General features: G+C 61.7%; 10 protein-coding genes. 9 read left to right on the forward strand and 1 reads right to left on the reverse strand.

Annotation, left to right across the window (positions count from 1 at the left end; all coding sequences use genetic code 11):
• Positions 1-21: 21 nt before the first annotated feature.
• Positions 22-2,874, reverse strand: coding sequence for a DUF11 domain-containing protein (locus GE027_RS10210; RefSeq protein WP_153557093.1), 2,853 nt, complete (start codon positions 2,872-2,874; stop codon positions 22-24).
• A gap of 137 nt (positions 2,875-3,011) precedes the next feature.
• Between GE027_RS10210 and GE027_RS10215 the strand changes: the two genes are divergently transcribed.
• The 9 genes from GE027_RS10215 (at position 3,012) to GE027_RS10255 (ending at position 12,599) form a co-directional block, all read left to right on the forward strand.
• The gene (locus tag GE027_RS10215) at positions 3,012-3,335 is read left to right on the forward strand and encodes a tetratricopeptide repeat protein (protein WP_153557094.1); all 324 of its coding nucleotides are present in this window, start codon (positions 3,012-3,014) and stop codon (positions 3,333-3,335) included.
• A gap of 3 nt (positions 3,336-3,338) precedes the next feature.
• Complete coding sequence (gene recO / locus GE027_RS10220) at positions 3,339-4,103, forward strand: DNA repair protein RecO (protein WP_153557095.1); 765 nt, start codon at positions 3,339-3,341, stop codon at positions 4,101-4,103.
• A gap of 24 nt (positions 4,104-4,127) precedes the next feature.
• Positions 4,128-5,486: a tetratricopeptide repeat protein gene (locus tag GE027_RS10225; protein WP_153557096.1), complete on the forward strand. Its 1,359-nt coding sequence runs from the start codon at positions 4,128-4,130 to the stop codon at positions 5,484-5,486.
• Positions 5,487-5,490: 4 nt separating this feature from the next.
• Positions 5,491-6,066 carry an LPS assembly lipoprotein LptE gene (gene lptE, locus GE027_RS10230; RefSeq protein ID WP_237607445.1) on the forward strand — a complete coding sequence of 192 codons (576 nt, stop codon included), beginning with the start codon at positions 5,491-5,493 and terminating at the stop codon, positions 6,064-6,066.
• Positions 6,067-6,848: 782 nt separating this feature from the next.
• Positions 6,849-8,594, forward strand: coding sequence for a hypothetical protein (locus GE027_RS10235; protein ID WP_153557097.1), 1,746 nt, complete (start codon positions 6,849-6,851; stop codon positions 8,592-8,594).
• A 1,362-nt stretch (positions 8,595-9,956) separates the two neighbouring features.
• Positions 9,957-10,262, forward strand: a complete 306-nt coding sequence (locus GE027_RS10240) for a hypothetical protein (protein ID WP_153557098.1) — start codon at positions 9,957-9,959, stop codon at positions 10,260-10,262.
• 141 nt (positions 10,263-10,403) lie between these two features.
• Entirely contained in the window at positions 10,404-11,153 is a 750-nt protein-coding gene (locus GE027_RS10245; RefSeq protein WP_153557099.1) for a hypothetical protein, read from the forward strand.
• 135 nt (positions 11,154-11,288) lie between these two features.
• Positions 11,289-11,702 carry a hypothetical protein gene (locus tag GE027_RS10250; RefSeq protein ID WP_153557100.1) on the forward strand — a complete coding sequence of 138 codons (414 nt, stop codon included), beginning with the start codon at positions 11,289-11,291 and terminating at the stop codon, positions 11,700-11,702.
• 105 nt (positions 11,703-11,807) lie between these two features.
• Positions 11,808-12,599 carry a hypothetical protein gene (locus GE027_RS10255; RefSeq protein WP_153557101.1) on the forward strand — a complete coding sequence of 264 codons (792 nt, stop codon included), beginning with the start codon at positions 11,808-11,810 and terminating at the stop codon, positions 12,597-12,599.
• Positions 12,600-13,278: the final 679 nt, after the last annotated feature.

Below are 13,278 nucleotides of genomic sequence, written 5' to 3' on the forward strand. Positions count from 1 at the left end.
CGGAGCGAAAGGCGACTCTCTTTACCGGGCCGAGGTTTCGCTGCTGCGGCGGCTGATCTGATCGTCCACCGGGCTCATGTAGCGGGTGGCTTCCTCGGCGACCAGGATCGTTTCGCCACAGCTGACTTCGGCGCGGAAACGGTGATGGCCTTCCTGCATCGCCTTGGCGACGATCCGGACCGTCACGGTCTGGCCGGGCTCGATGCGAGCGATCGGATCCAGCAATACCTGGCCGACGCTGACCTTGCCGCTGTGGCCCTCGACGCGTTCCGGTTCGATGTGATCGCTGAAGTGAGCCAGGGCGTGCACGTCGGCGGCCGCTTTGGAGCCGCGGTTGGTGATGTTCAACTCGTAGGTCACGGCCTGGCCGGTCGGTGCCGGAGCGGGCGGGTCGTTGATGGCCAGCACCAGGTCCGCCAGGGCTTCGACCTTGGTGGTCAGCGAGACGGCGGCCTGGCCCGCGGCCGATCCCTGGCACTCAAACGCCAGGTGGTGGGCGCCGGTTTCGTTCAATTGGCAGCGGAATTCGTAGTCGCGGCTGGCGCCGGGGGCCAACTCGTCGATGGTCCACTGCAGCGTCTGGCCGGTTTGCTGGACGCCCTGCATGCCGTCGACGTACTGGATGCCCGAGGGCAATTGCAACTTGGCCGCCACGTTGCGGCTGGCCGCCGCTCCGGTGTTTTCAAGCGTCAACTTGTAGGACGCTTCGCCGTTCTGGTAACGCAGCGGCGGTCCGGTCAGGATCGCTTCTAGTTCAGCCGCCGCGACACGGATCGTCTTGGCCGCTTCGCTTCGCAGCTGCAGGTCGGCGGTCGCCAACCCGTGAATCTGCAGGTCTCCCAAATCCTGGGCCGTCAGTTCCACGTTGAAGTGGGCTTCCTTGCCGGGCGGAATCGCGCCGATGGATTGTGTTTGAGGCGTCGCCGAATTGGGCGACAGGGTGAACGTTACGTTGGGAGCCAGTCCATCGCCGGGGTTCAACACGCGAACCTTGTAGGTTTCCGACTCGCCGAAGACCACCTGGTCGGGGCCTTCGATCAACAGCTGCAGTTTGGGTTCGCGAACGTGGACCATCAGGTTGTTCGCTTGCGGCAGCAGCGTCCAGTCGACGGCCACGCCGAACGAACCGGCTCTTTCGGCTTGCACCTCGAGGGACAAGCGTTCGGTCTTGCCGGCCGGCAGCTTCTCGATTCGCCACAGCAGATGCCGATCGCCGCCGTCCTGTTCGATCTGGACGTCGCCGCGGGTCGCCGCATTGCTGCGGACGCCGATCCAGCCCGGGATGGCGGTGCGGACCAGCACACCCGGGGCGGCCACCGCACCACGGTTCTCGACGCGGATCTCGTAGGTCGTGTTCTGGCGGATCATGATCTGCGAGGGTCCCTCGGCGATCACACGCAATCCCGGCACCTCGGCCGCTTCGGCGGCCACGGTGTCCGCGGCCGGCGAACTGGTCCGCGGCTGCATCGATCCGCCAGGCGAGGACGCAGCTTGGCCCGTTCCGTCGGCTGTGGCGTGCAGTTTGATCTGGCCGCCGGGCGTTTCGGTGCCCGGCTGCGCCACTCCGGATCCGATCGGCGCGTCGGTCGTGGCGACCGAGTTGTCACGGTCCCCGCTGGCCGGGTTGGGCTTTGCAGCGGTTGGCTTGTTCTTGTTCTGGGCGCTAGCACGTTGGCCTGCCGCGACCATGTCGGCCGGGGTGAGCGTCAGGGCCTGGTTGCCGGCGACTGTGGCGGGGGCCGGCTCCGCAGCGGGGTCTGGCGAGGCCGCAGTCGGTTCTGACGAGGCCGCAGTGGGGCTGGGGATCATCAGCGCGTTGTCGGCTGCTTCGCGGTCGCTGGGCGAAGCCGAAGCCGGTCCGGCCAGGGTGGGAACGTCCGGGGCCGTCGGCATTTCCAGTTCGGGAGCCGCCAACTGGGGGTGTTGCGGAGCCGCCGCGGTGGCTTCGCCGCCGGTGGCTGGAGCCGGCGTGCTGCGGCTCAGGCTGGGCGGGGTGTGGGCGCGAGGCATCTGCCGCGATTCGGCCGGCGCCTCTGTGGCACGCGGCGAACGAGCGGCCGTGTTGGCTTCGGTTGCGGTGCTGCCGGCTTGAGGCCCAGCGGCCAACCCGGGTGCGGGCCCCGCCGTCGTCCCGCTCGGGCGAGTCCGCCGGGAACTGGTCGTCGATGCGGATTTAGGGCCGGGCTCGGTATCCGTTTCGCTCCTTGCGACTTTGGTTGATCGGTTGCTAGCGACTCGAGGGTCTTTGTCCGCTTGCGCTGTTGGCGATGGCGTGGACCCTGCCGAAGGCTTGGGGGCATCGGCCTCGAGCGGCTGGACATTGCGGCGGCCGTTGCGACGGCTGCTGAACGTGGCCGAGAACGATTCCGGTTCGTCGCCGACTTCGATAACCGGATCCTTGCCGGTGGGTACGTGCAGGCTGTCCATACTGGGCGGCGTAGGGATGGGGCCCAGGGCGGACGAGTTGGCCGGTGCCGAGCGAGGTGCCGAGGAAGCCTTTGTGCTGCGAGCGGTCCGGGCCGAACCGGGGTCGGAAACCGGAGCCGAGCGGCGGCGGCTGCTGGCCTGTTTGCCGGCGGGCACCTCGTGGTAGGGTACACCGGTCCAGTCGGCCGGTTCACGCTGGGCGCTGGGCTGCGGCGCGGTACGCGATCGGTCGTCGCCACCGCGTCCCAGGGTCATCAAGCGACCCAGGATACCGGAAGTCTGCCCGGTAACGGCCGCCTGCTGGACCGGAGCCCGCCGACCGCCGGGCTGTTTGCCCACGACCTGCTGGATCGTTTGATTGCTGTGAGCCTCCTGGGCGTCCGCTGTGCCGAAACTCAATCCGACCAACAGGCTCACACCCAGCGTGTATCTGATGCCGCGAGACATGCGCAAACCTCTGCAAGGGAAATTCCATCTCTACGGTCATCGATATCGGTAAATCGTTCGTGTTCAGTTAAACCAATTTGGAGGTTTGTACCGATTAATCTGGTTGTATCGCCCGAGCCCCCACTCCGAGAAACACAATGAGCCAACGACGCAAACAGATCGAAGCCATGCTGGCCGACGACCCCGGCGACACCTTCCTCCGCTACAGCTTGGCCATGGAGCAGCGTAGCGAAGGCCTTAATGACGAAGCGATCAGCGGCTTCACCGGATTGACCCAGGAATCGCCGCCCTATGTGCCCGCGTTCTTTATGGCCGCCCAGCTGCTGGTCGACCTGGACCGCGTCGACGAAGCTCGAACGTTCTTACGTGACGGCATCGAGGAGGCTCGCCGGCAGAACGACTCTCACGCGGCCGGAGAAATGAGCGAGTACCTGGCCATGTTGGGACGCGCAGGCGAGTAGTCGATGGAAAAGTCCGAGGCGATCGTCCTGCGCACGATTGAATTCAGCGAAACCAGCCTGGTCGTGACCCTGCTGACGCGGGAGTTTGGCAAGCTGGGCGCTATGGCCAAAGGGGCCCGGCGGCCCAAGGGACCTTTCGAAGGCGCCCTGGACCTGTTGGCCGTTTGCCGCGTGGTGCTGATTCGCAAGCCGGGCGATACGCTGGACCTGTTGACCGAAGCCAAACTGGAACGCCGCTTCCGCGTCACCGAGCTGCCGGGACTGACCTCCGCAGAAAGAATGCAGCGGCTGTACGCCGCCTATTACATTGCTGAAATGCTGCGGCACTGGACCGACGAGGGCGAATCGCATCCGGAACTTTATCAATTGACCCTCGATACGCTCGCCCGCATCGATGGCACGGCACCGCTGGGGCCGGCCGTCTTGGTTTTCGAGCTGCAGGCTCTGCGGATGCTCGGGCACGCCCCCGGCACCGATCGCTGCGTCGCCTGCGGGGGCGCCGTGCCGCAGCAGGGGGCACAAACATTCGGGTTGATCGCCGGCGGGGTTTTGTGCGATAGATGTCGACGCCTGCACCATGAAACCAAAGTGATCTCAGCGGATGGCTTCCGACAATTAAAACAACTTTTGACACAGGACGACGGGGTGCCCGCCGTTTCGCCGGCGACCTATGCCGAGCTGCGTGTCCTGTTATCGCGATACATTCGCAATCAACTGGGCTATGCGCCGCGGCTGAGCCCCTTTTTGCCCAGCTCCGTTGACACCTAAGCACTGAACTTGTTGAGGACATGGATGTCTGAACTGATCCGCAACCAACACCCGGCCTCGGCTGTGTCACGACCGGGTTGCCGCTGCGCACCGTCGGCTCCCCGAGCCGCCGACCGCTGGTACCCGGCGCGGCGCTGGGCGTCGCCTCTGTTGGTGGTGTTGTTGGTGCCGGCGGTCGGCGGGTGTCAGAGCCTGACCGGACCCCGGCTGGCCGATTCCGGTCCCTCGGTGCGAACGCTCGAGGGTCCGTCGCCGGAGAACCGTCCGACCAGCGTTTCTGAAACGGCTCAGCACGAACCGGCAGAGGAAACCGGCGTGCGGGCCGCAGCCGAACGATCGACCAACCGGCTGGTCAGCTACCTGACCGGCCGCGAACCCGAAAACCGCGAGCGGGCTCGCCAGCTGTATCAGGAAGGCGACCGCGTGTTCCAAGCCGCCGCCGAACTGCCTCGGGAACAGGCCAAAGCCGAGTACCAGCGGGCCGCAAAGCTGTTTGTCCGAGCGGGCGAAGCGCATCGCGGTACGGCTCTGGAACAGGACGCCCTGTTGATGGCTGGCGAGAGTTTCTTCTTTGCCGATCGCCTGACCGACGCGGAGGAAATGTTCAGCAAATTGCAAAAGGAACATCCGCGAAACCGTCACAACGACCGTGCGGCCGCTCGCTTGTTCGAGATCAGCCAGTTCTGGATCGAAACCGCCAAGGTGGGCGACCGCAGCTGGATGCCGGTAAATTTCTTTGACCCCTCACGGCCCTTCATGGATGCCGACGGGCACGCCATCCGCGTCCTGGACAATATCCGCTACAACGATCCCACCGGTCTGTTGTCCGACGATGCCACCATGGCGGCCGGAGTCGAGAAGATGCGTCAAGGACGTTATCAGGAAGCCGACGAATTCTTTACCGACCTGCGCGAAACCTTTCCCGACAGCGAGCACCAGTTCAACGCCCACATCATGGGCCTCCGCTGCAAGTTGTTGATCTATGCCGGTCCCAGCTACAGCGGGATCATGCTGGACGAGGCAGAGAAACTGCTGCGGCAAACCCGTCGTCGGTTCCCGGATCGCCTGCAGGATCAGCAGTTGAGCCAAGAGTTGACCAAGGTGGCCGCGGAGATTGATTTTCGCAAAGCGGAGAAGCTGGATCACCGAGCACGTTATCGAGAGCGCCGCAAGGAATACGGCGCCGCTCGCGTGTATTACCAGGAGGTGCTGGAGAAGCATCCTTCGACGCCGTTTGCCGCACGGGCTCGAGAGCAGATGGCGGCGTTTGCCGATCGACCGGACATGCCGCCCAAACGGTTTGCCTGGTTGTCCGATGCGTTTCCCAATGAACGCCGTAGCAAGCCTCTGATTCTTTCCGAAGGCGGCACGGTACTGCGATAAGGCGATGGTGATGTTACCGCAGCGGAATAACGACGCGGCGTGTGCCGGCGCAGCGACCGGCCGGGCGTGGCTTTTGAGCCTCGTTCTGGCGGCGCTATCGATCGTCGGCTGTACCGGGTACCAGGTCGGTCCCTATGCGATGTACCGCAGTGACGTCCGCACAATCCACGTCCCGATCGCCAGAAACGATACTTTTCGGCACGATCTTGGCGTGCGGTTGACCGAAGCCGTGATTCGGGAGATCGAGCGGCGGACACCATACAAGGTGACCGGCGACCCAACGGCCGACAGCACCTTGACGATGCGTTTTCTGACCGAGACCAAACGCGTGCTGACCGAAACCAGCGGCGACGATCCACGGGCCCTCGACGCGGTCGTCTCGGTGCAAGCCGCTTGGATCGACCGCCAAGGGCAGGTGTTGATGCAGAACCAGCTGCTGCCCGACAACAGCCTGGCGTTCACCTTTTCCCAGAACGGGCGTCTAGTGCCCGAAGCCGGCCAGTCGATTGAGACCGAGCTGCAGGACGCGATCGAAGACCTCGCCTCCAGGATCGTCTCCCAGATGGAAATCCGCTGGTAGCGTCGCCACAGCAAACGCGTCCAATCCGTAGCCAGTGGCAGAGGCTTCCAGCCTGTGAACAGTGGCATAGGCTTCCAGCCTGTGAACAGTGGCATAGGCTTCCAGCCTGTGAACAGTGGCATAGGCTTCCAGCCTGTGAGCAGTGGCATAGGCTTCCAGCCTGTGAAGAACAGCCACACAGTGGCGACATGCGGCAACCCCAGTGGCATAGGCTTCCAGCCTGTGAAGAACAGCCACACAGTGGCGACATGCGGTAGCCCCAGGCGCGAGCCTGGGGTGGCGGCGTCCCACACACCGCGAAAGTCCCGGAGGGACGACATGAAATTCCGCGGCCGCGCCGTCATGTCGCCCTTCCAGGGCTTTGTGGTTCGAGTTTCGGCGTTTCCGCAGGCTTGCGCCCGGGGTTACCACACTCAATCGCTCCGCGATTCCGGAAGAACGCGCCTCGGCTGGGACAGCCGAGCTACTCTGTGGCACCCCGCTTCCAGCCTGTGAACCGCCGCATTGCCCCTAGGGTTCGGCGCTCGGTCAATCCGGACACCCGGTCCGCCGCCAACGAACCGGTCCAAACCACCCAACCGGCACCGACACCGCGAATCGTCTGGCTTTTCGCAACCGGCACCTTGACCCTCCTCCGCAAAGTCGCCGATAGCATTCATCAGATCCCCCTGCGACCCTCGCGTCGCCCATCCTTTTTATTCCCACCCCAAATTATTTACAAACTCGCCTGCCTTATATCCGCATCATGGATGCTCGGCGAGCTTTGTCAGGAGGACTCGAAGATGAAACTCCAACTGCGCACTTGGTTGGCCGGCTTGGCTTTGTGTTTGTTCCCCACGTTCGCCCAAGCCCAGCACTTTATCAACCAATGTTCCCATTCGCCGGTTCCGATTAACGCCGAAGTAACCACAGACGAAGCGGCCCGAATCGCCGCGGCCAACGCCCTGGCCGGCATAACCTACTGCGTTCCTGAAGAAACGCCCCTCGAGGCAGATTCGGAAGTGGCCGCCGAATGCTCGCAAGCCGAAGCGGCGACTGAGGCCGAACTAGGAACGCAGATCGATTGCCAGGCCGGCCAGCAGTCGCTCGACAACCCCGCCGCCGAAGTCGCGGTCGCCGAAATCGAAGTCATCGAAGCCGAAGTCGTAGAAGCCGAAGTCGTAGAAGCTGAAGTCGAAGTCGCCGAAGTCGAAATCGCTGAAGTCGAAGCGGCTAACACGGAAATGGTCGAAGCGGCGGAAGCGGTCGAGGTGGCGGAGATCGTCGCAAGCGGTGGCGAGGCGGCCGAAGCCGAGGAAGTCGCTCCGCTCGGTGAAGACGCCGCTGCGGAAGTTGCGGTTGTTGACGAACCCGAGAGCACGCTGCCAGCGATCGAAGTGGTCACCGAGGTGGTCGAGCAGGTGGAAGAATTGGTCGACGGCCAGCCGCGGGCGATGCCCGAGGTCGCGCGGCTGATGGACGCGCCCATCATCTGCACGCTTCGCGATCCGGAAGAGTACCTGCCGTATGACCTGACGGCGACCGATGCTCTCGAGTGGCAGATCTTCGCGGACGGCATCCCCCGGCCCCGCCGTGAACTGCAGATTCCGCTGGCCGCCGACACCGCCATGGCCGAGTTTGCCGAAGAAGAGCCGGTCACGCACGAGCTGGTCGAACACGAGCCGGCGGCCGAAGAGCTGTTTGCCCAGCCCACACAGCCGGAGGCGTCCGCGGCGGTTGAGCAGCCGCTGGTGGCGACCGAGCTGGACAAGATCGACGATGGACGGATCGAACCCTTCGCCAGCGCGTCGACCGCGGCGGCCGTAGCCAGTGCTCCGGAGCCGGCCCAGTCGATCTTGGACGCGGCGCTTGCGCGGCAGGTCGGGTCGCTGGACTGTTTGCTGGAAGACCTGAAGTGGCGAGCCGGCGAGGCGCTCGCAGAGGATGGTTGGCTGCGGACCCGCCTCCAACCGGCCCACTTTGGCGCGCGGCTGTACTCGGCCAGCTACCGCGCGGTCGACGAGGCCCAGTCGCTGCTCGCTTCGCTGGGCGAGCAACTGCCGGCGGCGGCCGCGGCTCCAGCCCTGGTCGGACCGCCCGCTCCCCAGGCGGACGCCCTGGCGGTCGAGATGGCTCCGGCCGCGGAGCCGGCGGCCAGTGTCGCGGCGGTGGAGGTTGCGGAGCCGGCCGAGTCGTCGCTGGCGGTGGTCATCGAAGACCGCCGCGACACGCCGACCGTCTGCTGCCCGCTGGAAGACTTCGCCGACGTGTACGAGTACAGCGAAGCGGAGGAGGCGTTTGCCGCAGTCGAAACCGACCGCTCGGAACCGGCCGCCTCGGAGCTTGTCCAGCTCGATGCTCCTGAAGTCGGTGACGCAGTGGCGGAAGCTGGCAGTGACGGCGACCTCGGCGCTGCGTTGGCGGCAGAGCGGCTCGAGGAGATCGACGCGAACCTGCAAGCGGTTCTGGACTTCGTCCGCTCGATCTCCAGCCCGTTCCAGCCCCGCATCGCCAACGGGGGCCAGGAAACCGACACCCTGGCCCGGTAACGGTCCCCTGGCCGCAGCATCAAAGCCGGGGAGGGCGAAGGAAACAGTCCAACTCCCCCTCCCCGGCCGCAACCCGTAGCAAAAGGCTTCCAGCCTGTGAGCAGTGGCATAGGCTTCCAGCCTGTGAGTAGTGGCATAGGCTTCCAGCCTGTGAGCAGTGGCATAGGCTTCCAGCCTGTGAGCAGTGGCATAGGCTTCCAGCCTGTGAGCAGTGGCATAGGCTTCCAGCCTGTGAACAGTGGCATAGGCTTCCAGCCTGTGAGCAGCGGCATAGGCTTCCAGCCTGTGAACAGTGGCATAGGCTTCCAGCCTGTGAACAGTGGCATAGGCTTCCAGCCTGTGAAATGCAAGCAACACTAGCCCGGCTGTCCCGGCCGGTCTACGTTGGGCGATCCGCGGCCCAAGGGGGCAACCTTATGTCAGCCTAGGGCGACGTCCTGGGATTCGACTATCAATCAAACGACGCTCCGCACTTTCTGTTGGATACGCAAAGGCCCACAGTCCTAGCGGGTGGTTTGTAATAATGACCGGGTGAGCCGGCAAAACTCCGCAAAAAGCCCGGCTGACCCGCGCAAAACCCCCTATAATGCCCCACTAACCCGCTAATAATCCATTGTTCTTGCTGTCTGTCGTTGCGCGGTCGAATGCCCCGATCCGCAAGTGCCAAGCCTCGTAAGGGGCAGGTCCGTATTGGACGCACGGTCGACCGCAAAGATTTCCGATGGTTGCTGGACTTCCCGTTAGTCTTCGCCCCTGCCGTTGGGTGAGAACCGGGCGCGGATATCGACCCCCACATATCTTCCTACCTCCATGTTCTTACCTGTCCCTCGCGAGCAGATGGTAGGAAAATGGAGGTAGGAAAATACACGGTGTGACTTGCAGGTTGCGCGGTCAATTGTTGCTAGGTCCCGATCCGGCCGGTATCCTGAAGTTGAGCTAGATCGGCAGCCTTGGCGAACCGTCCGCCAATGCAATCGCCGCGCAAGAACCATGTGGTGCACACGAGCGGCGGCAACGTCGTTTCGTGTTCACACAATCCTGGGTCGCCGCCGTGTGACCACTGACGTTCTGTCGCTGGGGCGTTAAATGAACGATGTGCCGCCTGATTTTGAATTGCCGCCCGGCGAAGCATTACTCCGATGTGAATGCGGTTTCCAAAGTCAACCATTCTGCTTCGTCGAACACTTGTATGGGTGCTTGACTTGCTCATCTGTCAAATCCGCGGTTCGTATCCCGTTCCTATATCAACCACCAAGATGCCCCGACTGCGACCGGCAATTCCTGATTTCGGATCGAATTCCCGCAGGTAGCATGTGTTCCGGCGAGCTCGCAAGATGCCCAGCCTGTCGGAATAACACTCTATTGCTCGAACAACTTGGCGTTCATTATCAGACAACCGACTGCGGCGACTCGATTCCCGATGTTGGTCAGACCATGCACGCCAAGACAATGCCATCCGACCATCCCGATGCCGAGATATTCTTCTGGTCACCCCGCCTCAAAATGGAATACTCCATTGCTGTTTCAATCACAAACCGCGACACAAGTACCATTCCTTGGGCACATCACGAGTTTCGTGTAGAATCGGTCGAACATTCGCCCCCTAGATTGCGGCTTGCCTACGTTCGCGAACTCGATGAATCGGAATGGAAGTGGTTTACCGTTTGACAAGAATCGCGACAGAAGAATGCGGTGAACGGGAGACGCCGAAGACGCCGGTTTTGAAATCATAGTTTTATGGCGGCGGTCCCGTTACCGCTGCCGTTCTGCGGCAAGAGTAGCTGGCGATTTGCCTTGTATCCTGAAACGATGAAGTCATTGATGGTCATACTTCGCTGCACCATTGGTTGCGCCATTGGCTCTGGCCTCGGTGTCGCACTGATTACTGCAGGCCGAATTGAGCACGGGATTGGACTCGCGATTATTGGCGGCGTTTTCGGTATTGTCTTGGCTATCTCCAACGTCTTGTACAAAACTAGCTCCGCAGAAACATTCTCGCGCGGCTTGCTTATATTCCTGAAACTCACCGCTGCGAAAAATATACCCGGCGGCGAAAAATTCGTACCTGTTAAAGAAAAGGATACTGAAGGTAGGCACGGCCAAAGCGCTGATCCCGTCGCATTGGATAAGCGGATGTATTTCGGCATGAAGGTCGGTGCCGTCCTTGCCGTGTCGCCGGCGATACTGATCGCGATGTACATGCAGGATGCGAATCGAGAGCCTGATCCGATGGTCCTTGAAATCGTGAAGCGAATAATCATTGGCATCGCCTTCATTGCATTTGTCGGCGGCGGGTGTGGTGCCACATTGGGTTCGCTTACGGTATCAGGTGTCCATCGTCGAAACATTGTGCTTGGAACGTTCGTTGGTGCTGTCATTGGCGCCGGTCTTGCGACTGCAATTGTCCCAGGTGCACGGGTTCCTGCATGGCATATGTACATATTTGGCTGCGGTGTATTTGGTTGGCTTGGGATGGCATGCGGGTTGTTTTCGGGTGATAATTATCGGCCAACCGCGCGCGACGTTGCTGATGACTTAGATGACTTCCAGGATGCGTAAAGGCCGCATAACCATGCCATCCACCGGAGCACGGCATGGCGCGTTCACAAATGAAAGCCACAATGGCCGTGCCCGGTGATGGCCGACGTTATCCGCATTCGAGTCTGACTCAACAACCATGGAGCGAAGAGGCCGATGCCGTTCTGGAAACGTAAATCGAAGGAGCTCGGAACACCGGCACACGGCCCCGATTTCTCCGACGTCGATACGCGAGAAAAGGCTCTTGCGCTGGTCGAAAAAGGGCAACTCGAACCGCTGTATTTAATGCCACCGGAATTCGGTGGTGCTGAAGACCCCAGAAACATCGTTTACGTTCCAATTGGAATCGCGGACATCAAACGCAGTACGGACCTTAATGTCATTGCTCCGTTGGTTGAATCCGGCGACCTCCAGAACTACTCAGCCGTCCCTGAGTATCGCGGCCGCAGCTTCATACCAATGGCGATCAAAATCGAAGCATCAGACCCGAAACGATTTGAGTGCGAAATCAATATCTGGGGGGAAGCGCTAGACCGCGAAACCGAACTGCAACGCCCAGACAGCGGGTAACAATCCAATGCACCCGAGCGGCGAATTCGGGCGTTCTCAGATGGACAATCTCTCGTCGCCGCCGGGTGATTGGTTACGTTCTGTCGATGAAATGATTCACAATCCATGACGCCTCGGCATCTGCTCTACGATTCCGTTGACGCCTGGATGGCGGGGGAAAACGTACCGGCGGGGTTCGTCTCGCTAGACGACGCTGAACTCCGTAATCGGTACATCGCGGAGTACGGCGAACTGCGACGACACCTCTTTGCCAAGCACGCCGCAACATTGTCCTCCGATGACCAGCGCAAACTGAGTGACGGTACCCATCCGTCGCAGAGTCACTCCTTCGCCACCGATGCCGAACCGTACTGCCAACTGTTGAATTCACACCTTCGATCTGTCGGGATCGTACCCGATGAGATTGTGTTAGGCTGGTACCATATGGAACGAATCATTCTGACCGTTTACCTCGATGACTCGCAGATTCCAACCGACACGAAACCGCCTTGGTTGTTTCAGTTCCTGTCGTCCCTCCGGGACTTGCGTGGTGGCGGGGGGCCGTTCCCTGGGGCCCGCACCCAGGGCTACCACATGTCGCCACTGCCGTGGCTGTCACGCCGCAATTTCATCTGCCCAACGGTTGCTCCAGCAACCGTTGGGAAATGTCGAAGGTGTTTCCCAACGGTTCTTAAACAGCGAGGACCGTGGCAGATTCGCGTACTTCCCTTACTGACCTTGTTGACCTGCCTCGCCTTCCCAGCAACGAGCCTGGCTGAACTACGTGTTATCGGTGTGTTGATTACGAAAGACCTGCAATCAACGACTCCCGTGTCCATCTATTCGGTCCCTCCGGGTTCGTCGTGGGAAAGCCAAGGATGGTGGATTTTCGGAGGCATTGCCGTGGTGTCCGAATGATGTGCCTGTGGTGTCTTCATCCATTACGTTGAAGTTGCCGCGAGAAACGGAAGCAAGCTCTGCGGGGACGCGGGGGTGCCAGGGATATCGCGGTCGGGGTGCACCCCGTGGTGCCCCTGGCTGGCGGCAAGCATTGCCTGCCGCCAGCATTTTTGATCCGTTAGACCACACCCTTCGGACACCACCGTTATGCCTAAGAAAATCCCGCAGTTGAGATGAACCCACGAGAATCCCGGATGGACCGATATTTAGGTGCCTCCGGGGTTGTCGTGGGAAAGCCAAGGATAGTAGATTTTCGGAGGCACCCGTGGTAGTGCCCGGGTGAATCGCCTAAGGAGTCTCCAGCCTTTACGTTGAAGTTGCCGTGAGAAACGGAAGCAAGCTCTGCGGGGACGCGGGGGTGCCAGGGATATCGCGGTCGGGGTGCGACCCGTGGTGCCTCTGGCTGGCGGCAAGCATCGCCTGCCGCCAGCATCTTTGGTCCGTTAGACCACACCCTTCGGACACCACCGCTATGCCTAGCAAAAATCCCGCAGTCTGGATAAACCCACGAAGTTCCCGGATGGCTCAGTTTTCTTCTAAGTTACAAAGGTGACGGAAAGTACGCGGGACACATACGCGTCGGGCCATACCTTCGTGCTGAGCCTGATGAAAACGGCGAGCGTGGTACGCAAGTCGT

Origin of the sequence: Roseimaritima sediminicola, from assembly GCF_009618275.1 — a bacterium.
Taxonomy (GTDB): domain Bacteria; phylum Planctomycetota; class Planctomycetia; order Pirellulales; family Pirellulaceae; genus Roseimaritima; species Roseimaritima sediminicola.

Bases quoted from the DNA above. Each gene is read 5' to 3' on its own strand.
- GE027_RS10255 (WP_153557101.1), top strand. From the start codon at position 11,808: ATGACGCCTCGGCATCTGCTCTACGATTCCGTTGACGCCTGGATGGCG.
- lptE (WP_237607445.1), top strand. From the start codon at position 5,491: ATGGTGATGTTACCGCAGCGGAATAACGACGCGGCGTGTGCCGGCGCA.
- GE027_RS10210 (WP_153557093.1), bottom strand. From the start codon at position 2,874: ATGTCTCGCGGCATCAGATACACGCTGGGTGTGAGCCTGTTGGTCGGA.
- GE027_RS10235 (WP_153557097.1), top strand. From the start codon at position 6,849: ATGAAACTCCAACTGCGCACTTGGTTGGCCGGCTTGGCTTTGTGTTTG.
- GE027_RS10215 (WP_153557094.1), top strand. From the start codon at position 3,012: ATGAGCCAACGACGCAAACAGATCGAAGCCATGCTGGCCGACGACCCC.
- GE027_RS10245 (WP_153557099.1), top strand. From the start codon at position 10,404: ATGAAGTCATTGATGGTCATACTTCGCTGCACCATTGGTTGCGCCATT.
- recO (WP_153557095.1), top strand. From the start codon at position 3,339: ATGGAAAAGTCCGAGGCGATCGTCCTGCGCACGATTGAATTCAGCGAA.
- GE027_RS10250 (WP_153557100.1), top strand. From the start codon at position 11,289: ATGCCGTTCTGGAAACGTAAATCGAAGGAGCTCGGAACACCGGCACAC.
- GE027_RS10225 (WP_153557096.1), top strand. From the start codon at position 4,128: ATGTCTGAACTGATCCGCAACCAACACCCGGCCTCGGCTGTGTCACGA.